Source organism: Serratia sp. GW822-FHT06E05 (assembly GCF_058799445.1).
Genome location: NZ_JBXALM010000006.1, coordinates 39,886 through 63,928, shown reverse-complemented (window position 1 = coordinate 63,928; position 24,043 = coordinate 39,886). Strand labels below are relative to the sequence as shown.

Below are 24,043 nucleotides of genomic sequence, written 5' to 3'. Positions count from 1 at the left end.
GGCGCAGTGCACTGCGCCCCGCTTGCTTATCCTTTTCGGTGCAGTAACAGGTAGACCACAGGAACCACCAACATCGACAACAGCGGTGCACTGAGCATGCCGCCAATCATCGGTGCCGCAATGCGCCGCATTACCTCAGAACCGGCACCGTTACCCCACATGATCGGCAATAGCCCGGCCATGATGGTGGCAACGGTCATCACTTTTGGTCGCACCCGCAATACCGCCCCCTCGATGATGGCATCCATCAGCTGTTTTTGCGTGAGCGGCTGTCCCGGCTGGCGATGTTTTTCCAACGCATGGTTCAAGTACAGCACCATTATCACGCCGAATTCCGCCGCCACACCCGCCAGCGCGATAAAGCCAACTGCCCCGGCCACCGACAGGTTGTAGTTCAGCAGATAGAGCAGCCACACCCCGCCGATCAGCGCAAACGGCAGCGTCGCCATGATCAACAACGCATCACGCACGCTGCTGAAGGTGACAAACAGCAGCACGAAAATGATTGCCAATGTTACCGGCAGTACGATTTTCAACTGAGCGCTGGCACGTTCAAGATATTCAAACTGCCCGGACCAGCTCAACGACACCCCGGCCGGCAGCTTGACCTGCTGCGCGACGGCCTGCTGCATCTCTTCCACCGCCGATTTGAGATCGCGCCCGCGCAGATCGACATAAATCCAGTTGGAGAGCCGCGCGTTTTCACTTTTCAGCATCGGCGGCCCTTCGCTAACCCGAATATCCGCCAGCATCGACAGCGGCACCTGGCCACCGCTGGCGGTCAGTACCGGTAACGCCTGCAACTGCTGTACCGAATCACGCACCTCACGCGGATAACGCACATTGATCGGGTAACGCGCCCGGCCCTCGACGGTTTCGCCAATGTTTTCGCCGCCCACCAGCGTCGCCACCATGGATTGCAGCTCTTTCACCGAAACGCCGTAGCGCGCAGCCCGCTGACGGTCGATATCGATATCCACGTAGCGGCCGCCGGTGATGCGTTCTGCCAGCGCCGAAGTGACGCCCGGCACCTGCTTCACCACCTGCTCAATCTGCCCGGAAATCCGTTCGATATCGGCCATGTTATTGCCGTTCACCTTGATGCCCACCGGACTTTTGATTCCGGTGGCCAACATGTCCAGCCGATTGCGGATCGGCGGAACCCAGACGTTGGCAATACCCGGCACCTTGACCACCGCATCCAGTTCCGCCACCAGCTTGTCCATGGTCATACCCGGTCGCCACTGGTCACGCGGTTTGAAACGAATGGTGGTTTCCAGCATGGTCAGCGGCGCGGGATCGGTAGCGCTTTCCGCCCTGCCGGCCTTACCGAACACCGTCGCTACCTCCGGCACGGTTTTGATCAACCTGTCGGTCAGTTGCAGTAGCCTGCTGGCCTCGCGCGCCGACATCCCCGGCAGCGAGGAAGGCATATACAACAGGTCACCTTCGTCGAGCTGCGGCATAAATTCGCTGCCCAACCGGCTAAGCGGATAGGCGGTTAACAGCAACAGCAGGCACGAAATCCCCAGCGTGGTTTTTGGCCGTGCCAACACCGACGCCAGCACCGGCTGATACAGGCGGATCAGCCAGCGGTTGATCGGATTGGCATGTTCGTCGGGAATGCGGCCGCGGATAAAGTAGCCCATCAGCACCGGCACCAGCGTAATGCCCAGACCGGCCGCCACCGCCATGGCGTAGGTTTTGGTGTAGGCCAGCGGGGAGAACATCCGGCCTTCCTGCGCCTGCAGGGTGAACACCGGAATGAAGGACAGCGTGATAATCAGCAAACTGCAAAACAGCGCCGGCCCCACCTCCACCGCCGCCTGCTCTGAAATGCGCCAATAATCCGTCGACGTCGGCTGCTGTCCGGGATGGCGTTGCCGCCACTGCTCCAGCACCTTATGCATGTTCTCAATCATGACGATGGCCGCATCCACCATGGCGCCAATGGCGATGGCGATTCCCCCCAGCGACATGATATTGGCGTTTACGCCCTGGTAATGCATCACCACAAAGGCGCCAAGAATACCGAGCGGCAGCGTGATCATCGCCACCAGCGCCGAACGAAAATGGAACAGGAACAGCGTGCACACCAAAGCCACCACGATAAACTCCTCCAGGAGCTTGTGGGACAAGGTTTCAATTGCATGTTCGATCAGTTGGGAACGGTCGTACACGGTCACAATTTCCACACCCGGCGGCAGGGTCTGCTGAACCTCCTGCAGCTTGACCTTCAGCGCGTTGATGGTTTCCAGGGCATTTTTGCCGTAGCGCATCACGACGATGCCGCCCGCCACTTCGCCCTCGCCGTTCAGCTCCGCCACGCCCCGGCGGATCTCCGGCCCTTCGCGCAGTGTTGCCACTTGCGACAGCAGGATCGGCACACCGTCACGCACGGTGATTACCACGTTGGCAAAATCGCTGAGTTTTTTCAGGTAGCCCGAGGTGCGAACCATATACTCCGCCTCCCCCATTTCCAGCAGCGCCCCGCCGCCTTCCTGGTTGGCATCCTGAATGGCACTGACTACCTGTTGATGGGTGATGTTCAGCGCGCGCAGGCTGGGTGGATCCAGCACCACCTGATACTGGCGTACCATGCCGCCCACGCTGGCCACTTCCGCCACGTTAGGGACGGTTTTCAGTTCAAACTTCAGCGTCCAGTCTTGCAGCGCGCGCAGGTCGGCCAGGCTGTGCTTGCCGCTTTTATCCACCAGGGCATACTCGTACACCCAGCCGACGCCGGTGGCGTCCGGCCCCAGTGCCACCTTCACCTGCGGCGGCAATGAGGATTGCACCTGGCTGAGCGCCTCCAGCACCCGCGAACGCGCCCAGTACAAATCGGTGCCGTCCTCGAACAACACGTAAACGTAGGCGTCGCCAAACATGGAAAAACCCCGTACCGTTTTGGCCCCCGGCACCGAGAGCAACGTGGTGGTCAGCGGATAGGTCACCTGATCTTCAATCACCTGCGGTGCCTTGCCCGGATAGGTGGCACGGACAATCACCTGTACGTCGGACAGGTCCGGCAGCGCATCCAGCGGCGCTTTCTGCAATGCCCAGATCCCCCAACCGGCCAACAGCACCGAAGCCAGCAGCACCAAGAGCCGGTTGCGCAGCGACCAGCGGATCACGAAAGCAATCATAAGTGGCCCCCGTGTTCAGCGCTTGTCGGCACGATTTGGCTGATATGTGAACCTTGTTCATCAACGCTAAAGTGGATTTTTACGCTATCACCGGGTTTGATACCGGCAGGTATTCCCCCTGGCGGCAGGGCAAAATCCATGGTCATTGCCGGCCACTGTAGTTCCGGCACGGGGCCGTGGGACAGCGTGATGGTGCTCTCGTTCACGGCATCCACCACCCCCTCGGCCTGGTATTGTTTCACCTCGTTTTGCGCCGCCATTTGTGGCAAGGCACTGCGCATGCTGGCCTCGGAATCAATCAGGAATTGGCCGGAGGTCACTACCCTTTGCCCAGCATTCAGCCCACGTTTGATTTCTACCCAGCCGTCCTGCGCACGACCAGCCACCACGTCAACCGGCGTGAAGTGCCCATTGCCTTCGGCGATCAACACCCTATTGCGATCGCCGCTGTCGATCAGCGCCTCCTGCGGTATCGCCAACACCGGCTGGCCGAGGCTGCTGTGCGACAATGTCAGTTGCAGATACATGCCCGGTCGAAGCTTTTGTTGAGGGTTTTTCAACAGGATGCGTGCTTTGAAGGTTCGGGTCAGCGGATCGACATTGGCCAGCAGTTCGCTCACCTCACCTTCAAATCGTTCACCAGGCCAGCTGACGGAAGCGGCCTGCACCTTATCGCCCACTTTCAACAATCCGGCCTGCGCCTGCGGATAATCGGCAACGATCCACACCGGATCGAGGCTGGCTAGTTCAAACAGCCCCTGCGCGGCCGTCACCTGAGCGCCCTCGAGCACGCTCAGCTTATTCACAAAACCATTTTCCGGTGCCGCTATCTGCACCCGCGGTTCGGGTTTACCTGAACGTTCCACTTGGCGGATCACCGCCTCGGGCATAAACAGCAACTGCAACCGCTGGCGTGCAGCGGCGGTCAGTGCGCTATCGCCCAGTTTGCGTATTGCCAGATATTCCTGCTGTACCGCACTCCAGTCGGGGATCCACAGCAATGCCAGGGCTTCGCCCTTTTTCACCTGTTGCTGACTGGCACGCACGTAGAGTTTTTCCACCAGTCCGTTGGCGCGGGCGGCGACAATCTGAACCCCGCGTTCATCGGTGGCGACGCTGCCGAAAGCGTTCAGTTGTGGCTCCAGTTGGCGCAATTGTGCAGCTTCGGTGCGAACGCCCAGGTTCTGCTGTTGCCGGGCGCTGATGGTCACGCCCCCTTCCGGCTCAGCCTCATCGGCATAGCGCGGCACCAATTGCATATCCATAAAGGGCGATTTACCCGGTTGGTCAAAACGCTGCCCCGGCATCATCGGGTCGTACCAATAAAGCACCTGCCGCTCACTCTTGACGGCCGGCGCAGGCGCTTCTCCCGCTGCGCCAAACCAGTATCCCGCCAGCCCACTGCCAATCAGCGCTGCTAACAGCGCCAGCTTGAATTGTATTTTCATTGCATCGATTCCTGAGGGGTGAGATAGCGAATGGCGGCCCAAATCTGCGCCAGTTCCCTGGCGGCCTTGCCGGCGCTGAGGCGACTGTCGAGCAGCGCCCGCCGAGCTTCCAGTACCGCCGACAAATCGCTTTTACCGCTGCGGTACTGCGCTAACAGCAAAGTGACCCGCTGTTGTTGCAGGGGAATAGCCTGCTCCTGTTGGCGTTGCCACTGTGCCTGAGCCGCCTGATATTGCGCCAACAGCGTATCGAGCTGTGCCTGATGATCACGGATCAACAACGTGAGCCGATCGTTGGCCTCCATGCTGCGGGAAACATCAGCGGCATAGTCCTTATCCTGCCGCTGCGAGCGGAACAACGGCAGATCGACGGTAAACATCACCCCGGCCAAATCCTCGTACTCATCGGCCCGTTTGCCGTAATACACCTCGACGCCGACGTCCGGTATCGCCGCCACCTCTGATTGCGCCGAACGCGCCTTGGCGACGTCCGCCTCACGGCTGGCCTGCAACACCTCGGGGTGTTGCCTGATGGCCTGCCGCAACACTTCGCTGTCCGCCGGTAAACGTTCAAAGCGCGGCATGGCCCCGGCGGTATCCGTCGCAGACAGGCCGGTCAACTGCGTCAGACGCGCCTGCGCGACAGCAACATCACGCTGCGCCTCGCTGATGCGATCCTGCATGCTTAGCAGCGTCAGCCTGGCATCCAGCACTCCACTCGCAGGGGTTCCCCCACCGGCCACCGCAGCACGCTGAGTGGCAATCTGGCGTTCACTCTCCGTCACCAGGGCTGAGGCATCCCGCAGGGTTTGTCGACTCAGCGCCAGCGCCAGCCAGGCCTGTGCGGTTTGCTGTTGAAGGCGAGCGCGAATGGTGGCGCTGCCCGCATCCGTCTGGCTGGCTTCGGCGCGCAGGGTATCCGCTTTACGCTGACGTTTGGTGCTGCTGACGTAATCCTGCATGATGCCGATTCGTCCCATGGTCATGCCTTCGCGGGTAAAACGCTGAGCGTTGCCGCCCTGCACCGGCACGTTTTCAATGCCGAACTTCAGCTTGGGATCGGGCAACTGCATTGCCGAATCCGCCATGTTCTGCAAGGCGTCAACCTGATGACGATTAGCGGATAACTCCGCCGAATAACCTTCGGCCGCCGTCAATGACTGTTGCAGCGTCAGACCCGCCGCCAGGGTGGCCGGTGCCCAACAGGCAAGCAGCAGCCAGCCCACCCGCCAAGGGTGAGAAAGGATAATGGTCATAACGCCTCCGTTATGGTCGAGCAGCGGCGATGGCGATCAGCTGATAACCGCCGTCGATCGGCAGGAAGCTGAAATCAACCTCGGTACCCACCGGCAAGACGGCGAATGAAGGCGATGAAGGGAGCAGGAAGCTCATGGTCATTGGCGGCCAACTGAGTGCAGGAATGGCCTGGTGCGCGATAGACACCTTTCGCTCATCCCAGCTTTTGACGACGCCCTGGCTGTGGATTTCAACGGCAGTTCTTGCGGCAGGATCCTGCATTGCCATATCGGCAGCGCTGGCGCTAAAGGAGAAAAACAGGGCGATCACTACGGCAGCAAATACATTACGCATAACGGGTACTCCATAAAATAGTTAACAAACGCGGAAAACCGTCGGGGACGGCAAAGCGGTTGTCAGAACTATTCACGGAACCGGCAGAAAACGATCTCTGCCGGCGGACCTGTTATCGGGGGCGTTTGCCAGGTATTGGAGGGGACTGAACGAGACGGGAAAGGCGTAATAACGGCCAATTCGCTGCTGGTGGGCAGCGCAGCCAACGTCAGGTTGCTGTGATCCTGTTGGGCTGACTCCGGAACGCAGTGTTTCTCACACAGCGGCTCTTGGGTCTGCATCTGCTGCTGCGACGGCACGCTGTTTTGCATATGCATCATATGCTGAGCCATCGGCGCTTCACCGCTGAACTGCAGGTTGCAGTTGTGGCTGGCCAACGCCAGTTGAGTATTTAACAACAGCCAGCTGACGACCAATAACCATGCGCAGGCCCGCTTTTTAGCAAAGCGCAGGCGGTGCATGGATAAGGAGATGGACGCCAAAGCCGACATCAGATCGTTCCAGAGTGGGAGATAGCGGGAGTATATCGACCCGGACCGGGCGCAGGAATGGAATTTACATCCGCTGACAAAGAATTGCCCATCTGTGGGCCGGTAATATAAATGCCATGACTTCAATCAACTGGCGGCGGATTACCCAAACAAAAAGCCCAGCAGATGCTGGGCTTTTAAACCGGGAGACTCTCCGACGGAAGGTTATTTGGTCAACGCGATAATACCCAGCGTCAGACCGGCAACTGCCGCTGCCCCACCGGCGATGGCGCCAGCGGTTTCCCAGTTGTCCTGCGTGGTGCCTTTCATGCAGGTATTGGTGTGCACCAGACGGCCCTGGTCGTCATAGACCGGGACACAAGGGGAATCGGTCGCGCACCCAGCCAGAATGACCGACAGCAATCCAACCGCAATTAACTTTTTCATACTCTTGCCTCAATGTTCGATCACTCTGAAACGCTACGCCGAGTGATATTCGCGCTATTGAGCCATTGTATGCGCAAAAGGCTGAACAAAGCGTTAATGATCCGTCAGGAGATGTAATTTGGGATAACTCCTAGCGGCCCGTCGGCAGGGATTGCAGGCATTAAAAAGCCCGCAAAAATGCGGGCTTGATCCAGAACCTTGAGGCCGGAATTACTTCTGCAGCTTGCGCATCACCAGCGTGGCGTTGGTGCCGCCGAAACCGAAGCTGTTGGACATCACGGTGGTCAACTCACGTTGAGTTGGCTCAGTCACGATGTTCATGCCAGCGGCTTTCTCATCCAGGTTATCGATGTTGATGCTCGGCGCGATAAAGCCGTGTTCAACCATCAGCAGGCTGTAGATCGCTTCCTGCACGCCCGCGGCACCCAGTGAGTGACCGGTCATGGCCTTGGTGGAAGAGATTGCCGGGGTGTTGTCGCCAAACACTTCGCGAATGGCACCCAGCTCTTTCACATCGCCCACCGGCGTGGAGGTGCCGTGAACGTTCATGTAGTCGATTGGGGTATCAACGCCCTGCAGCGCCATCTTCATGCAGCGCACCGCGCCTTCACCTGATGGAGCCACCATGTCGGCACCGTCGGAGGTCGCACCGTAGCCGATGATTTCAGCATAGATGTGCGCACCACGCGCCAGAGCGTGTTCCAGCTCTTCAACCACCACCATACCGCCGCCGCCGGCGATGACGAAACCGTCACGCGCAGAGTCGTAAGTACGAGAAGCTTTTTCAGGAGTGTCGTTGTAGCTGGTGGACAGTGCGCCCATCGCATCGAACTCACAGGCCATTTCCCAGCACAGCTCTTCACCGCCGCCGGCAAAGACCACGTCCTGCTTGCCCAGTTGGATCAGTTCAACCGCGTGACCAATGCAGTGTGCAGAGGTTGCGCAGGCAGAGCTGATGGAATAGTTAACGCCACGAATTTTGAACGGGGTTGCCAGGCAAGCGGAAACGCCTGAAGCCATAGCCTTGGTCACCATGTACGGACCAACGCCGCGCAGGCCTTTGGCACGCATGCCATCGGATCCGGCAACCTGGTTGCGCGGAGAACCACCACCTGAGCCAACAACCAGACCGGTGCGATCGTTGGAAACCTGATCGGCAGCCAGACCTGAGTCCTTGATGGCTTCTTCCATGGAAAGATAGGCATAAACGGACGCGTCGCTCATAAAGCGCATCACTTTACGGTCAATCAGACCCGTAGTGTCCAGTTTAACATCGCCCCATACGTGACTACGCATGCCGGAATCTTTCAGCTCCTGGGAGAAAGTGATCCCAGAACGACCTTCCTGCAGGCTCGCCAGGACCTCCTGCTGGTTGTTACCAATGCTGGAGACGATTCCCAGGCCAGTAATCACTGCACGTTTCATTCAATACCTCTTCCACAATTTTACATTCGGGATTTTGCATCGCACTTTAGCGTACAGATGTACGCCGAACAAGTCCGATCAGCGTTTTTCAGCTTTATTCTTATCCAGTTTGCGCCATAGCGCCAGCGCCGTTAGAATCCCGTCACCCCTTGAGTTACGAGCAACTAACCGTGAGCCACGCCCCGATCCAAACCGCAGCGTTATCCTGGAATGAACAGGGTACACCTGTTTCGAAACAGTTTGATGACGTCTACTTTTCCAATCAGGATGGGCTGGAAGAAACCCGCTATGTGTTTCTCATGGGCAACCGACTGCCGCAACGTTTTGCCGACCACCCTCGCCCGCTGTTTATCGTGGCGGAAACCGGCTTCGGCACCGGGCTTAACTTTTTGACGCTGTGGCAGGCCTTTGCCGGTTTCCGCACGGCGATGCCGGACGCCCCGCTTCAGCGCCTGCACTTTATCAGCTTTGAAAAATTCCCGCTGCTGCAGGCCGATTTGGCGGCGGCGCATGCCCGCTGGCCGGAACTGGCGCCATATGCCGATGAATTACGCGCTCAATGGCCGTTGCCACTGCCGGGCTGCCACCGCCTGCTGCTGGCCGAAGGGCGCATCACGCTCGATCTGTGGTTTGGCGACGTGAACGCGTTGCTGCCTCACTTCGACGCCAGCATTAACCGTCAAATCGACGCCTGGTTCCTCGATGGCTTCGCCCCGGCAAAGAACCCTGATATGTGGACGGAGCAGCTGTTCAGCGCCATGGCGCGCTTTGCCCGGCCGGGCGGCAGCCTTGCCACCTTTACCGCCGCAGGCTTCGTGCGTCGCGGCTTACAGCAGGCAGGGTTTGATGTCATCAAAACCAAAGGCTTCGGCCAGAAGCGAGAGATGCTGACCGGCGAGTTGCCTGCCGATGCGCCGGCCGTCGCTCACCCTGCTCCCTGGCTGATGCGCCCGGTGGCGGAGAATACCGATGATATCGCCATCATTGGCGGCGGCGTCGCCAGCGCGCTAACCGCCCTCGCCCTGTTGCGACGCGGCGCAAAAGTCACGCTGTATTGCGCAGATCCGCAGCCGGGCGAAGGGGCATCAGGCAACCGTCAGGGCGCACTCTACCCTTTGTTGAACGGCCGAGCCGATGCGCTGGAAAATTTCTTCAGCGCCGCGTTTCCGTTTGCCCGTCGTCAGTACGATGCACTGGTGCGACAGGGCGTGGAATTCGACCATCAGTGGTGCGGTGTGATCCAACTGGCCTTTGACGAGAAGAGCGCCGGGAAAATTGCCAAGATGCTGGCGGTTGAATGGCCGCAGCCGCTCGCCATGCCGGCCGACCGCGCTACGCTCAGCGCCTTGTGCGGCGTCGACAGCGGTTTTGGCGGCATTAACTACCCGCAGGGGGGCTGGCTGTGTCCGGCCGAGCTGACGCGCAGTGCGATTGCGCTGGCGCAACGTCAAGGGATGCGCTGCCATTATGACGCTACGCTCAGCGCTCTGACCGCGCAAGAAGCAGGCTGGCAACTCAGCTTTAGCCAAGGTGAAATTCGGCAGCATGCGACGGTGATTCTGGCCAACGGCCATCGCTTATCCGAACTGATGCAAAGTGAAGCGCTGCCGGTTTATGCGGTGCGCGGTCAGGTATCCCATATTCCTACCACGCCGCAGCTGAGTGCATTGAAGCAGGTGCTGTGTTACGACGGCTATCTGACACCGGTGAATGCCAATAATCAGCAGCACTGTATCGGCGCCAGTTACCAGCGCGGCGAGACCGCCACCGAATACCGCGAAGAAGAGCAGCAGGAAAATCGGGCTCGCCTGCTGCGTTGCCTGCCTGATCAAACCTGGCCGCTGGAGGTGGACGTCAGCGACCGCCAGGCCCGCTGCGGCGTACGCAGCGCCACTCGCGATCACCTGCCAATGGTAGGTGCAGTGCCCGACTACCAGGCCACGCTAACGCAGTACCAGGATCTGCAACGTCAACACCAACGCGGTGAAGCTATCGCCAATGCGCCGAGCTACCCCAATCTGTTCATGATTGGCGGGTTAGGCTCTCGCGGGTTGTGCTCGGCCCCGCTGGCGGCAGAGATTTTGGCGGCGCAGCTATTTGGCGAACCTTTGCCGGGCGACGCAGACCTGTTAGCGGCGTTGAACCCGAATAGAATGTGGGTAAGGAAATTACTGAAGGGACGTGCGGTAGCGTAAGAAAAATCACGCAGGGCACCGGCGACAGCGCCCTGCAGAAGCACTATCAGGCGGTAGGCAATGCCGTTTTGTACAGCGTTTCCCACATGCCATACACCAATGCCTGATCCGGTGGTGACAGTTCACCGGCGGCGATGGCTTTATGCAGGCTGCCCTCCACCTGCGCCTTCAGCGCTTCAGCGGAGTGTTCACCCAGCTCTTCGACCTCGGCAACCGCCAACGTCAGATGACCGCGCAGGTAGCCACCGGCAAACAGTTCATCATCGCTGGCGTGCTCTACCATGTCATCAATCAGCGCCAAAATGCGCGCTTCAAATTCTGCGATCATCAAATTTCCTCTCATACCCTTCATCTTTCAAACTCCAGCGTTGTTGGCTGCGCTCACGCACCCCAGTCACTTACCTGAGTAAGCTCCTGGGGATTTGTTTGCTTGCCGCCTAGCTACAGCTTGGAAGCTAATGGGTATCTATTTTCAGTTAAACATATATACCCGTCATACTTGAAGCTGCTTCTTTGTTGGCTGCGCCGACTCGCCCCGGTCACATAGTGGACTATGCTCCCAGGGACTCGCAGGCTTGCCGCCGCGATGCAACTCCAAGTATTTAGGGTATAGTCAGTTGAGATCTTCCGGATAGGGAAAATGCTCCGCCGCCAGCGGTGGCGTATTGTAAAACGATTGTAACGCCTGAATAAAGCGCGCAGGTCTTGTGGGTATTCCCTGCTCCAACAGCAGCAGCACCCGTTCGCGCACCTTGCGTTGGAAGGCAATGCGGTCCGGCTCGCAGTCACCGTTGAGGTTGTCGCAACTGACGTTGAACGGGAAACCGGCGGCGACGCAGAACATCCATTCCAAAGATTGCGGTTTAATTTCCACCGCTTCAAATTCACTTTGCGTCTGCGCGTCTCGCCCGTCCGGGCAGTACCAGTAACCGAAATCTACCAACTTGCGGCGCTGTTCGCCGGCGATGCACCAGTGCGAGATTTCATGCATGCCGCTGGCGTAATAGCCATGGGCAAAAACGATCCGGTTATACGGCAGTTGATCGTCGGCCGGCAAATAGATCGGTTCATCGTCGCCTTTGACCAGTCGCGTGTTGTATTCATCGCTGAAGCACTGATTAAAAATTTCAATCAGTTGCTCATATTGATGGGTAGCCTGTGTGTCTGACATAAATAAAAATCCAATAACCACAAAAATAAAGAGGTAATTATTTCATTTTACCGCTCTTTTAGCATGCTAAAAATGCAGGGCCAACCACTGCTGAATTTCAGCGCCGTGGTTGTCGTACAAGAGCTTGCAGCTCATCACCAGAGAAACGATGACGATCATCGGTCGGATCAGCTTTTGCCCGCGGGTCATCACCATGTGAGCCCCGAGGCGCGCACCGAGCACCTGCCCAACCAGCATCACCAGGCCAATGCCCCACAGCACTTTGCCGCCAATGATAAACAACACCAGGCTGCCAAAGTTGGAAGTGAAGTTCAGCACCTTGGCGTGCGCGGTGGATTTGGCCAGGTTAAAACCGCACAGCGTCACGTAGGCCAGCGCATAGAAGGAACCGGCACCGGGCCCAAAGAAGCCATCGTAAAAACCGACGCAGCCACCGGCCACCAGCCCGAACGGCAAGGCGCTCAAACGGCGCTGCCGATCGTTTTCCCCCAAACGCGGCGTCAGCAGGAAGTACAGGCCGATGCCGATCACCAATAACGGCAGCATTTGCCGCAGCAGATCGGCGCGCATGTGCTGCACCAGCACAGCCCCGGCAACGGAACCGATCAGGGCCAGCAAAATGGTCAGCTTCTGATCGTTGAGATCGACCGCTCGTCGGCGGATAAAATACAGACTGGCGGAGAGGGAACCGCCCACCGACTGCAGCTTGTTGGTCGCCAGCGCCTGCGCCGGGGGAACCCCCACCGCCAGCAGTGCCGGTACGGTTAACAGCCCGCCGCCGCCGGCGATAGAGTCGATAAAGCCTGCGAGTAACGCCACCACAAACAAAACCCCGAGCATCTCGGGGCCTACGACGAACCAGTCCATTTATACCCCTCTTACTTGAAGCTGCATCTGTGTTGGTTGCACTCACTCACCCGAATCACTTACTCGTGTAAGCTCATCGGGATTCCTTCCCTTACCGCCTTGATGCAACTCCAATTACTTTGGGTATATTATTCCGCAGCGAAATGGTTATCCAGCAAAGCCTGACAGGTCGGCGGTAACGGCGGCGGCACCGGTTTACCCGGTTTGGCGCTCGGCTGATGCGGCACGAACCAGCTTGCCAGCTCGGCACCGCAACCGTCGCCCGGCGGCGGCGTATCCTGTTCTTTACATTCCAGGCTGCCTGCCGGGCAACGCAGACGCACGTGCATGTGGGCACGATGACCAAACCACGGGCGCACCTTGTGCAGCCAGTCGCGATCGGCACCGGCATCCAGACACAGACGCTGCTTGATCGCCGGGTTAACGAAGATGCGCGTCACTTCCTGATCCTGTGCCGCCGCTTTGATCAGCGATTCAATCTGCGGCTGCCACTGGCGAGCAACCACCTGCTTGCCGTCGCTGGAAACCAGATCGATCGGTTGCGGCTTCAGCAACTGCTGCGCACTCCAACGCTGGCGCGGCAACTGTAACCAGATGTCGACATCAAGCCCGGACTGATGGCTGGCATGGCCGCTGCTAAAGCGCCCACCGGCCGGCATCGCCATATCGCCGATCAGCACCGTGCCCAAATTTCTTTGGTTGGCTTTGCTGCTCAGCCGCTGGATAAACGCCAGCAGATCCGGGTGGCCGAAGTAACGGCGTTGATCGGGTCGCATCACCTGATAATCCGGTGAGTTCAGCGGTAACGGCTGAGCGCCGATAATGCAACCATTGGCAAAACCGCCCACTGCCTGCGGCGCGCCGGCCACCGGGTGGTCGATCTTCTGCCACGGCGTCAGCGCCAGGGCGGAGCCCGAAGCCATCAGGGCAAGGATGCCCAACATCCAGTTTTTCATGGGAGTTACCAGCGTGGAACGTTAGAGACCACATCACCGTTTTGCGCACGCTGGCGCAGCAGGTGATCCATCAGCACAATCGCCATCATCGCTTCGGCAATCGGCACCGCACGAATGCCTACGCAAGGATCGTGACGGCCACGGGTGACCATCTCCACCGCTTCGCCCTGACGGTTAATGGTTCTGCCCGGCACCATAATGCTGGAGGTAGGTTTCAGCGCCAGGTGAGCAATGACCGGCTGACCGCTGCTGATGCCACCGAGAATGCCGCCTGCATGGTTGCTCTGGAAGCCTTCCGGGGTGATCTCATCACGGTTTTCGCTGCCGCGCTTGTTGACCACCGCGAAACCGTCGCCGATTTCCACGCCTTTCACCGCATTGATGCTCATCAACGCATGGGCCAGATCCGCGTCGAGGCGGTCAAACACCGGCTCACCGAGGCCAACCGGCACGTTTTCGGCAATCACGCTGACCTTGGCGCCAATGGAGTCGCCCTCTTTCTTCAGCGCACGCATCAGTTCATCCAGGGCTTCCAGCTTATCGGGATCCGGGCAGAAGAATGGGTTCTGTTCAACCTGCTCCCAATCTTTCAGCTCGCAGACCACGTCGCCGATCTGCGCCAGATAGCCGCGCACCTGTACGCCATATTTCTGCAGCAGATATTTCTTGGCAATAGCCCCTGCCGCAACGCGCATGGCGGTTTCACGAGCCGAAGAACGACCACCGCCGCGATAATCGCGCACGCCGTATTTTTGCTCGTAGGTGTAATCCGCATGCCCCGGACGGAACACGTCTTTGATAGCGCCGTAATCTTGTGAACGCTGGTCAGTGTTTTCTATCATCAGCCCAATGCTGGTGCCGGTGGTCACACCTTCAAACACGCCGGAAAGAATACGTACCTGATCCGGTTCGCGACGTTGAGTGGTATAGCGAGAGGTGCCTGGACGGCGACGGTCCAGGTCGTGCTGCAGATCGGCTTCGGTAAGCGGGATACCCGGCGGTACACCGTCTACGATACATCCCAGCGCCACACCGTGAGATTCACCAAATGTGGTGACGCGGAAAATCTGCCCAATACTGTTTCCTGCCATCGCGGCTCCTTACCCTTAATTATTATCTTTGTGGGGCCCGCCAAAGCAGGCCCGAAGAATGCTTAGCTGCGGTAGAGGCTGAAGTGCTCTTTGCAATCCACCAGTTGCTGCTTGGTCAGCATGAACACGCCGTCACCGCCGTTTTCAAACTCCAGCCAGGTGAACGGAATATCCGGATACTGTTCCATCAGATGTACCATGCTGTTACCCACTTCACAAATCAGCACGCCGTCGTCGCTCAGGTAGTCCGGCGCGCAGGCCAGAATACGGCGCACCAGCTTCAGGCCATCGCTGCCGGCCGCCAGGCCCAACTCTGGCTCAAAGCGGAATTCCTGCGGCAGGTCGGACATGTCTTCCGCATCCACGTACGGCGGATTGGTGACGATCAGATCGTACTGGATCGCGGGAACATCGCGGAACAGATCGGAACGGATCGGGATCACCTGTTGTTCAACGCCGAGCGCCTGAATATTGCGCTCGGTCACCGCCAGCACGTCGCTGGAGATATCGACCGCGTCAACTTCCGCTTCCGGGAAAGCGTAGCTGCAGGCAATGGCGATACAGCCGCTGCCGGTGCACATGTCGAGAATATGGCGCGGCGGGTGCGGGATCAGGGCGCTGAAGCGATCGTTGATCAGTTCGCCAATCGGGGAACGCGGAACCAGCACACGCTCATCAACGTAGAATTCCAGATCGCAGAACCAGGCTTTGTTGGTCAGATAGGCTACCGGGACACGTTCGTTGACGCGGCGGATCACGCGCTCAACGATGCGGTGGCGCTCGCTGGAGGTCAAACGGGCGGTGTGCATGTCCTCTGGAATATCCAGCGGCAGGAACAGGCTTGGCAGCACCAATTGCACCGCTTCGTCCCACGGATTATCGGTTCCGTGACCATAGTAGATATCAGCGGCGTTAAAACGGCTGACCGTCCAGCGCAGCATATCTTGAATGGTGTGCAGTTCGTTCACTGCTTCCTCGACGAAAATTTTGTCCAATTTGCCCTCCGGCAGGCACTGTGATTCATGATTTAGCCGCATAGTTTGCCATGAAGCCCGCGACAAATCACGCTAACCCCTTGCGCTTTTCATTCTGGCGTGAATTTTGCGTCGACAGAGACCCGCGACAAGGTAAACTATCGCGATAAATGATTTCCGGTGAATTCCAAATGAAGAACAAGCACCCTCTGAGCAAAGATGAATTGCAGCTCTTCAGAGAGTCGGTAGTAGACGCAAAAAAGCTGCGTCAGGACACCATCGTCCACCGTAAACCCAAGCCTGTCACCAAGAAAATTGCTCCACAGCGCCTGCTTCAGGAACAGGTAGACGCCAGTTATTATTTCTCGGATGAATACCAGCCACAGTTGGAAGAGGAAGGCCCGACGCGCTATGTGCGCCCCGGTTACAGTGCCTTTGAACTGAAAAAGCTGCGCCGTGGCGATTATTCACCGGAGCTGTTTCTCGATCTTCATGGCCTGACCCAGATGCAGGCCAAGCAAGAGCTGGGGGCGCTGATCGCCGCCTGCAAGCGCGAACACGTGCACTGCGCCTGCGTGATGCACGGTCACGGCAAGCACATTCTCAAACAGCAGACGCCGCTATGGTTGGCGCAGCACCCAGACGTGCTGGTGTTTCACCAGGCGCCCAAAGAATGGGGCGGCAGCGCGGCGATTTTACTGCTGGTCGAACTGGCTGAGTGAACGGCAGAAATGACAAAGGGCGATGTTTGACATCGCCCTTTCGTTTTGGCCCCGCCCTGGGGTGCCTTATACTTTAGCCATCACCTGCGATGGACTCACCTGCCACTCAAATTTACCGTAGCTGCCGTCGGCGGCCAAATCGACATTGGCAATTGCCGAGGTCGCGAACATCGGCGGGCATTCGCCCGGACAGAGTTCCGCCACCAGGTAACCCACCAGCGGTAAGTGGGAGACGATCAGCACCGCGTGAACCCCCTGCTGCGCCAGCGCCTGCAGGTAGCTGCCGACCAGGCTGGCATCTCCGCCCGGCGTCAGCTCAGGCAGCACTTCTTCGCTTGCCGGCAGGGTCAAGGCCTCGCGAACCGTAGCCAGCGTCTGCTCTGCCCGCAGGTACGGGCTGACCAGCACGCGTTCAATATCCACAGACTTGGTATTTAACCAGGCCGCCATCTGACGTGACTCATCACGGCCACAAACAGTAAGAGGTCTTACCGAATCGCTGGCCGCATCAAGTGCCGCCTCTCCGTGACGCATAATCAAAACTTGCATATTGCACCGCTGTTGTTGACAAAATAACGCTATACAGAAACGCCGAGCGTGCTGTATCGCCGAGTTTTACAACCCCAAAGCAAACGCTTTGAAACGATAACGCGCCGTCTCTTTATGGCGGCCGGGCATTTTGCCTGAAAGTTCACGTAAAGAAAATGCTGTTTTTTACATCAATGGCGCCGTAACGGGAATTCAGCGCTCACATAACAACCAATTCAACAGGTTAAATTTTAACCTTCTCATCATGAATTTTATTGATGGCGGCCAGCCTTTCACCGCCATCAGGCTACGTTACCTCGTCCCTATCTCCCTGTATAGGGTCAGGGATTACCGGTATTGCAAGGAGTGATAGTGATCACATGCAACCTTGATCCTACTCTAGTACAAATCACGTCGCCGCGCCGCTCAGGTCCCCTGCGGATAGAAGCGTTCACCCTGCTGAGCCATGCGCTGCAGGCGTTCGCAAGGCGCAAAATATTCACCGTGCTGCCGCTGCAGGTATTCCAGCGTTTTAACCACCTTATCGGCCCCCAACTGATCCATATAGCGGAAAGGCCCGCCGAGGAACGGCGGAAAACCAATACCGAACACCGCGCCGATATCGCCGTCGCGCGCGCTGCGGATCACGCCTTCATCCAGACAACGTGCGGCTTCATTGAGCATCATCATTACGCAACGCTGAGCGATGACGGCCGGTTGTAAATGCGACTTCGGCGTGATGCCCAGCAAAAGATAGACCGAGGTATCGGCGCGCTTGCTCCGCTGACGCTGCTGGCCTTCACTGGGGTAGAGATAAAAACCACGGCCGTTTTTGCGCCCTTTGCGTCCGTCTTTCAACACCGCCTCGAAGGCGGCTGGAGCGGCAAAGCGCGGCCCTAACTGCTCTACCAGCACCGGGATAATCTTGGTACCGACGTCGATGCCCACTTCATCCAGCAGGGTTATCGGCCCAACCGGGAAACCGAAATCCACCAGCGCCTTGTCCAACGCTTCGATCGGCTCACCTTCCAGCAGGCAACGAGTCGCTTCATTTATATAAGGAGCCAGAATACGGTTAACGTAGAAACCGGCGCGATCGGCCACCACGATCGCCGTTTTGCCCTGCTTGTGCGCCAGCGCCACGGTGGTGGCAATGGTTTCTTCGTTGGTGGTAGCGTGTGGGATCACCTCAACCAACGGCATTTTATCCACCGGGCTGAAATAATGCAGGCCGATCACCTGCTCAGGGCGCTGCGCCTTGGCGGCAATCTGGCCAATCGGCAGCGATGAGGTATTGGAGGCAAAGATGGTGTGCGGCGCCGCGTGCTGTTCTATCTCGGCCACCATCTGCTGCTTCAGCGCCAGGTCTTCGAACACCGCCTCAATCACCACGTCCACCCGTTCAAAACCGGTGTAATCGGTCGAACCGGAGATCAGCATCATCTGTTTTTGCCGTTCCGCCGGGCGCATGCGTTTACTGCGTACCCGCTTGCCGAGCACGTCCCAACTGTATTTTAACGCGTGGTTAATGCCCGTTTCGTTAACGTCTTTAATCCGCACTGGCAAACCACCCCGCGTGGCGGTCACACAGGCGATACCGCCGCCCATCAGGCCGCCACCCAGAATGCCGATACGGTGCAGTTCATGAGGTTGTGCATTGCCACCGCGTTCTTTCTTCAAGGAGGTAGAGGCAAAGAACAGGCTGCGCAACGCGGCGGACTGCGGGGTCATGGCCAATTCCCCAAACGCCCGCGCCTCGGCTTCATAACCGCTGGCGCTGCCGTGATCCAGACCGGTGCGCACCACCTGAATAATGCGTTCTGCGGCAGGATAATTGCCGTGCGTTTTCTCCAGCGTTTTCTTGCGCACAATGCTGAACAGCAGGCTTTTGCCTAGCGGGCCGTTGAGCAAACGCTCCTGCCACGGCAATTCGCGCCGGCTCTGCCAGCCTTGCTTGACCCGTTCGACGGCAGCCTGCAATAAAATTGACTGGGGCACGGCATCGTCCACCAACCCCATGCGCAACGCCTGACGCGCCCGAATGTGTTTGCCGGTCAGGATCATGTCCAACGCCTTGCTGGCACCAATCAACCGCGGCAAACGCTGGGTGCCGCCGGAGCCCGGCAGCAAACCAAGCTGCACTTCCGGCAGGCCGAGTGCGGTTTTGTCATCCAGAGAACAAACGCGGCTGTGGCACGCCAGCGCCAGCTCCAACCCGCCGCCTAAGCAGGCGCCGTGAATAGCCGCCACCACAGGGACCTGGAATGCGGCAATCTGTGCTAGCGTACTTTGCCCTTTTTTCGCAAGCGCTTCGGCTTCTTTGGCGGTGGTACAGGCGGCAATCATGCTGATATCCGCCCCGGCAATAAACGAATCCGGCTTGCCGGAGATAATCACCAGCCCTTCCAGCGCCGGATGCTGCTGCGCGCGGATCAGTACGTCGTTGACCTGCTCGACAAACTCGGCCTTCAGGGTGTTTACCTTCTCCCCCGGAACATCGATGGTGATCACACCAATGTTGTCCGGACGAAGGGTCAGTTGAAAGGCCGAGGGTTTGGCCCGCTGTTCATGCAATGCGTTTTCAAAGCTCATTATTCCACCTCTACGATCATTGCGGCCCCTAACCCTCCGGCTGCGCAGGCGGTCGTCAGCCCCAGTCCGCCGCCACGACGCTTCAGCTCGTGCAACGTTTGGGTGATCATGCGCGCGCCGGTAGCGGCAAATGGGTGACCATAAGCAATTGAGCCACCCAATACGTTGAATTTTTCCATGTCCACTTCGCCAATCGCCCGGCTGCGGCCCAGCTTTTTCTGAGCAAATTCGTCGCTGGCAAACATTTTCAGGTTCGCCAGGGTCTGGGCAGCAAAGGCTTCATGCATGTCGATGAGGGTCAGGTCGGCCAGGCCGATACCGGCGCGATCCAGCGCCAGCGGCGTAGCGTAAGACGGCCCGAGCAGCATATCTTCCCACACATCGATGGCGGAGAAGGCAAAGCTGCGCAGATAACCCAGCGGTTGCAACCCCAACTCTTTCGCTCGCGACTCACTCATCATCAGCACCGCTGCCGCACCGTCGGTCAACGGCGTACTGTTGGCTGCGGTAACGCTACCGTGCTTGCGATCGAATGCCGGTTTCAGCTTTGCGTAGGACGCCAGGCTGGAATCTTTGCGAACGTTGTTGTCTTCGGTGATTTGCGTACGGTATGGCGGCACATAGGCCGTCATCACCTCGTCGCGCAGCAGCCCCTGCTCCCAGGCTTTGGCAGCCAGTTGGTGAGAGCGGTGCGCCAGCGCATCCTGCTCTTCCCGGGTGATGCCGTGGCTTTTCGCCATTTGCTCTGCGGTATCGCCCATGCGCAGCCCTGTAGAATATTCCGCCACTGCCGGCGGCACCGGCATCAGGTCACGGAACTTCAGTCGGCTAAACAGCTTGAGACGCTGCGACAGGGTACGGGCTTTGTTAACGTCCACCAGCGTGCGCGCCAACGCTTTACTGACGCCGATAGGCAGAACGGAAGAAGAGTCAGCGCCACCGGCGATGCCGATACTGATGCTGCCTGCCATGATGCTTTCCGCCACGTTGGCAATCGCCTGGAAGCTGGTAGCGCAGGCACGCGACACGCTATAAGCATCGGTATGCACGCTCATGCCGGTACCGAGCACGATTTCACGCGCAATATTCGGCGCCTCAGGCATTTGCACCACCTGGCCGAACACCAGTTGTTCAATCAGCGCCGGATCGATACCGCTGCGGGCTAACAGTTCACTTACCGCCGTTTTCCCCAGATCCACCGCTGGAATGCCGTGATAAGCGGTCGCCTGTTTGGCAAAGGGGGTCCGCAGTCCATTTACAATCGCAATACGGTCACCGTGACGGGTCACCAACGGCAGTGCCTTACTCATAAACGCTCCTGAAGAGAATAACGCCAGCGCAACGGTCAAGAAGAGGTCTGACCTGATGGGGTCATTGTTAACCAAATGTTTACATTTGGCAAACCGGCAGAAGTGAAAACTGAGAGCAGGAGCAACTTTCTAGAGGGGGATTGGGGAGGAAGCGAGCGGTGCGGGATGACCCCGCACCGTTTTAAAGCCGTGATTAACGCAGGCCGAGCTGGAAAATCAGGGTTTCTGCCTGGCAGGCGAAGGTGAAATCAGCCACCAGTTCCACGCCACCGTCAACCGGTTTAATGCTACTGCTGATGTCGCAAGGGTCGGATTCCACACCGCGGGCTTTTTCGGTCAACGTGGCCAACATTTTTTCTGCATCCTGCTGATTGGCAAACACCTGGCTGTAGGAGGCGGTGCAATCGGTATTGTCCATCACGGTACCGACATCAACACAGCAACAGGCGGCAGTTTCCTGGGCACTACATTTATTAATTGGATTGGACATGATTCATTCTCCTCAGGGACCGCCGTTACGCGAGTCCAAATTGCCATTTAGCTACTGGCGCAAAGACACAAGATTCTGCGTTTATTTTACTCTGCGATGAAACCGATCACTAGCACTTACTTTTTATAGGTGTTTTAAGTGATGGAAATCACAAATGAAAATCGACGTCTGCTAAGGAATGGTAAGAATATTGTTATGCATCGCTGGTTTTTTGTTATGCAGATCTCCTTTTTGATATCAATTTGGAAATATCTCAAAAACATTGTTGCAACATTTTCACAGGTCGGACCTATAATTCAGCCACTGGTCTGATTTGTCTGAATGATAACGGACCCTACAATCCCGCGCTCCTTGTTACTTTAAGTAACATAGTTTAAATAATAAACACATAATGAGGTTTTGGTCATGAGCCAGAAAAACCTATTTACTAAATCAGCTCTCGCAGCTGCAGTGGCAATTATTTCTTCAAACGTGTCTGCCGCAGGATTCCAGCTGAATGAGTTTTCATCAGCTGGTTTAGGACGTTCGTATTCTGGCGAGGGCGCCATGGCGGATACTGCAGCTTCCGCCAGCCGCAACCCGGCCCTGCTGATGATGTATACCCGCCCGGAACTTTCCTTCGGTGCGGTGTTTATCGATCCGGATGTAGATATCTCCGGCAAGTCACCTTCCGGTGCCAGCCTCGACTCCAAGAACATCGCCCCTACCGCCTGGGTGCCAAACCTGCATTATGTTCAACCGATTAACGATCAGTTTGCCGTAGGCGGCTCGGTCACCAGCAACTACGGCCTGGCGACAGAATTCAACGACGGTTACACCGCAGGGGCTTACGGCGGTAAAACTGACCTGACCACACTTAACCTGAACCTGAGCGGTGCTTACCGTCTGAACCAACAATTCAGCTTCGGTCTGGGCTTTGACGCGGTTTACGCCAAAGCCAAGCTCGAGCGTTATGCCGGTGAATTGCCGAAGTTGATCGCAGGTTCTGGCCAGTTGCCACCTCAATTGGCCGGCCCGGTCTCACAGATCCCGGCGGATACTCAAATTTCTCACCTGAAGGGTGACAAATGGGGCTTTGGCTGGAACGCCGGCATTCTGTACGAAGTGGATGAAAACAACCGTTACGGTTTCACCTACCGTTCCGAAGTCAAAATCAAGTTTGACGGCGACTACAAGAGCAGCCTGCCATCCGCCTATAACTCGCGCCTTGGCGCTCTCGGCCTACCAATGGGCACCGACGGCACCACCATCCCAGGCTCTTTGGATCTGAACCTGCCGGAAATGTGGGAAATCTCGGGTTACAACAAGGTTGCACCGCAGTGGGCTATCCACTACAGCCTGGCTTACACCAGCTGGAGCCAGTTCCAGGAGCTGAAAGCTACCGGCAACAACGGTCAAACCCTGTTTGAGAAGCACGAAGGCTTTAAAGACGCTTACCGCATCGCACTGGGTACTACCTACTTCTACGACGATAACTGGACCTTCCGTACCGGTATCGCCTTCGATGACAGCCCGGTGCCGGCCCAGAACCGTTCTATCTCTATCCCGGATCAGGACCGCTTCTGGTTGAGCGCAGGTACCAGCTACGCATTCAACAAAGACGCCTCAGTTGACGTCGGTGTTTCCTACATGCACGGCCAGAAAGTCACCATCAAAGAAGGTCCATATACCTTCGAATCCGTGGGCAAGGCCTGGCTGTACGGCGCCAACTTCAACTACCGCTTCTAATCTTTTCGATGACGAAGCCAGGAGCGCCCTTCTTAGGGCGCTTTTTTTTGCCCGCCGATCTCAAAGCATAAAAAAACCCGCCATCAAAGCGGGTTCTTTTCCTTCACCGAGCGAGATTACTGCGAGTCGATCTCGTCCAGATCGCCCTGGATCGCCTGAGCGTTCGGATTGATCTCAGGTTTCAGCGAGCCGCCGTTCGCCAGGAAGTCGTTACGCTGGAAGTAGGCTTCGCGCACCATCAGGTACGGATCGGAAGAGTTGCGCAGCAGGCCGTCGGAATCCAACAGCTCGGCACGGGTTTCAATCCCTTCAACCACCCATTTGCCCGCCGACATCCAGAAGGTCAGGTAGCTCAGCACCGGATAGACCGTATCCGCCCAGTCACCGCCCTCTTCACGCAGGGTGAAACTGCCGTAGCCCGGCAACATCACATAAGGACCGTAGCCGACGCCATAATGCCCCAGGGTGCTGCCGAAACGGTTAGGCTCTTCGCGAGCCAGTTTCGGGTTAGCCATCCCGGCCACGTCGATCAGACCGCCCATCCCCAGAAGGGTGTTGAGGAAGAAACGGTTAAAGTGGATCATCCCCTTATAGGGGTCGCCTTTCAGGAAGGAGTTGACCATGCTGGCCGGCTCTTCCAGGTTAGACGTAAAGTTGCTTATCCCATTACGCGCCGGCATGGGCAGGTAGTTGCGCCAGGCCACGGCCACCGGGCGAAGTACATACGGATCCAGGACGTTATAGTTGAAGTTGAACATCGTCCGGTTAAATCCTTCCAGAGGATCGGATCGCCCTTGTGGTTCATCTTGTGGCGCGCTGGCACAGCCCACCAATAACACCGTTGTGAAAGCCAGCCCAGTCAGGCGAAAGTTCATATTTTTCTCCATAAAAAC

At 57.7% G+C, this 24,043-nt stretch carries 21 protein-coding genes; 3 read left to right on the top strand and 18 right to left on the bottom strand.

The genetic code is table 11. The features are described from left to right. Positions 1-26: 26 nt before the first annotated feature. The 7 genes from AC1RKC_RS15235 to fabB form a co-directional block, all read right to left on the bottom strand. A complete protein-coding gene (locus tag AC1RKC_RS15235) occupies positions 27-3,146 on the bottom strand; it encodes an efflux RND transporter permease subunit (RefSeq protein ID WP_258090601.1) in 3,120 nt (1,039 codons plus the stop codon). Next, positions 3,143-4,594, bottom strand: coding sequence for an efflux RND transporter periplasmic adaptor subunit (locus AC1RKC_RS15230; RefSeq protein WP_493092273.1), 1,452 nt, complete (start codon positions 4,592-4,594; stop codon positions 3,143-3,145). Before AC1RKC_RS15230 ends, AC1RKC_RS15235 begins: the two co-directional genes overlap by 4 nt. After that, on the bottom strand, positions 4,591-5,850 hold the full coding sequence (locus AC1RKC_RS15225; RefSeq protein WP_234530893.1) for a TolC family protein: 1,260 nt from the start codon (positions 5,848-5,850) through the stop codon (positions 4,591-4,593). The genes AC1RKC_RS15230 and AC1RKC_RS15225 overlap by 4 nt, the downstream gene beginning before the upstream one ends. 10 nt (positions 5,851-5,860) lie before the next feature. Further along, positions 5,861-6,184: a copper-binding protein gene (locus AC1RKC_RS15220; RefSeq protein WP_020827901.1), complete on the bottom strand. Its 324-nt coding sequence runs from the start codon at positions 6,182-6,184 to the stop codon at positions 5,861-5,863. A gap of 68 nt (positions 6,185-6,252) precedes the next feature. After that, positions 6,253-6,675, bottom strand: coding sequence for a hypothetical protein (locus AC1RKC_RS15215; protein WP_020827902.1), 423 nt, complete (start codon positions 6,673-6,675; stop codon positions 6,253-6,255). A gap of 204 nt (positions 6,676-6,879) precedes the next feature. Next, entirely contained in the window at positions 6,880-7,101 is a 222-nt protein-coding gene (locus tag AC1RKC_RS15210; RefSeq protein WP_020827903.1) for a putative periplasmic lipoprotein, read from the bottom strand. A 210-nt stretch (positions 7,102-7,311) separates the two neighbouring features. Continuing rightward, the gene (fabB, locus tag AC1RKC_RS15205) at positions 7,312-8,526 is read right to left on the bottom strand and encodes a beta-ketoacyl-ACP synthase I (RefSeq protein ID WP_020827904.1); all 1,215 of its coding nucleotides are present in this window, start codon (positions 8,524-8,526) and stop codon (positions 7,312-7,314) included. Between the two features lie 170 nt (positions 8,527-8,696). On the opposite strand from fabB, the gene mnmC reads away from it, so the two are divergent. Next, the gene (mnmC, locus tag AC1RKC_RS15200) at positions 8,697-10,721 is read left to right on the top strand and encodes a bifunctional tRNA (5-methylaminomethyl-2-thiouridine)(34)-methyltransferase MnmC2/FAD-dependent 5-carboxymethylaminomethyl-2-thiouridine(34) oxidoreductase MnmC1 (protein WP_493092272.1); all 2,025 of its coding nucleotides are present in this window, start codon (positions 8,697-8,699) and stop codon (positions 10,719-10,721) included. 46 nt (positions 10,722-10,767) lie between these two features. On the opposite strand, the gene AC1RKC_RS15195 is transcribed toward mnmC, so the two are convergent. The 6 genes from AC1RKC_RS15195 to prmB all read right to left on the bottom strand — a co-directional run bounded on the left by AC1RKC_RS15195 (position 10,768) and on the right by prmB (position 15,801). Further along, positions 10,768-11,049, bottom strand: coding sequence for a YfcL family protein (locus AC1RKC_RS15195; RefSeq protein WP_020827906.1), 282 nt, complete (start codon positions 11,047-11,049; stop codon positions 10,768-10,770). Positions 11,050-11,334: 285 nt separating this feature from the next. After that, positions 11,335-11,892, bottom strand: a complete 558-nt coding sequence (locus tag AC1RKC_RS15190; RefSeq protein WP_020827907.1) for an elongation factor P hydroxylase — start codon at positions 11,890-11,892, stop codon at positions 11,335-11,337. A 66-nt stretch (positions 11,893-11,958) separates the two neighbouring features. Beyond that, positions 11,959-12,759: a sulfite exporter TauE/SafE family protein gene (locus AC1RKC_RS15185; RefSeq protein WP_046373022.1), complete on the bottom strand. Its 801-nt coding sequence runs from the start codon at positions 12,757-12,759 to the stop codon at positions 11,959-11,961. A gap of 128 nt (positions 12,760-12,887) precedes the next feature. Beyond that, on the bottom strand, positions 12,888-13,715 hold the full coding sequence (gene mepA / locus AC1RKC_RS15180; RefSeq protein WP_115058389.1) for a penicillin-insensitive murein endopeptidase: 828 nt from the start codon (positions 13,713-13,715) through the stop codon (positions 12,888-12,890). 5 nt (positions 13,716-13,720) lie between these two features. Continuing rightward, positions 13,721-14,806, bottom strand: coding sequence for a chorismate synthase (gene aroC / locus AC1RKC_RS15175; protein ID WP_020827910.1), 1,086 nt, complete (start codon positions 14,804-14,806; stop codon positions 13,721-13,723). Between the two features lie 62 nt (positions 14,807-14,868). Continuing rightward, positions 14,869-15,801 (bottom strand): 50S ribosomal protein L3 N(5)-glutamine methyltransferase, encoded by a 933-nt coding sequence (prmB, locus tag AC1RKC_RS15170; protein WP_041415542.1) that lies wholly within the window; start codon positions 15,799-15,801, stop codon positions 14,869-14,871. A 170-nt stretch (positions 15,802-15,971) separates the two neighbouring features. On the opposite strand from prmB, the gene smrB reads away from it, so the two are divergent. Next, entirely contained in the window at positions 15,972-16,502 is a 531-nt protein-coding gene (gene smrB, locus AC1RKC_RS15165; protein ID WP_041415545.1) for an endonuclease SmrB, read from the top strand. 66 nt (positions 16,503-16,568) lie between these two features. On the opposite strand, the gene sixA is transcribed toward smrB, so the two are convergent. From sixA to AC1RKC_RS15145, 4 genes are all read right to left on the bottom strand, one after another. After that, on the bottom strand, positions 16,569-17,051 hold the full coding sequence (gene sixA, locus AC1RKC_RS15160; protein WP_041414795.1) for a phosphohistidine phosphatase SixA: 483 nt from the start codon (positions 17,049-17,051) through the stop codon (positions 16,569-16,571). A 405-nt stretch (positions 17,052-17,456) separates the two neighbouring features. After that, a complete protein-coding gene (gene fadJ / locus AC1RKC_RS15155; RefSeq protein WP_256813459.1) occupies positions 17,457-19,622 on the bottom strand; it encodes a fatty acid oxidation complex subunit alpha FadJ in 2,166 nt (721 codons plus the stop codon). Then, positions 19,622-20,932, bottom strand: coding sequence for an acetyl-CoA C-acyltransferase FadI (gene fadI / locus AC1RKC_RS15150; protein ID WP_044552712.1), 1,311 nt, complete (start codon positions 20,930-20,932; stop codon positions 19,622-19,624). The genes fadJ and fadI overlap by 1 nt, the downstream gene beginning before the upstream one ends. A gap of 193 nt (positions 20,933-21,125) precedes the next feature. Then, entirely contained in the window at positions 21,126-21,422 is a 297-nt protein-coding gene (locus AC1RKC_RS15145) for a YfcZ/YiiS family protein (RefSeq protein ID WP_020827916.1), read from the bottom strand. Between the two features lie 405 nt (positions 21,423-21,827). Between AC1RKC_RS15145 and fadL the strand changes: the two genes are divergently transcribed. After that, positions 21,828-23,150 carry a long-chain fatty acid transporter FadL gene (gene fadL / locus AC1RKC_RS15140; RefSeq protein WP_048762973.1) on the top strand — a complete coding sequence of 441 codons (1,323 nt, stop codon included), beginning with the start codon at positions 21,828-21,830 and terminating at the stop codon, positions 23,148-23,150. 116 nt (positions 23,151-23,266) lie between these two features. Here fadL and mlaA read toward each other — a convergent pair whose 3' ends face one another. Next, positions 23,267-24,025, bottom strand: coding sequence for a phospholipid-binding lipoprotein MlaA (mlaA, locus tag AC1RKC_RS15135; RefSeq protein WP_020827918.1), 759 nt, complete (start codon positions 24,023-24,025; stop codon positions 23,267-23,269). Between the last annotated feature and the right edge of the window lie 18 nt (positions 24,026-24,043).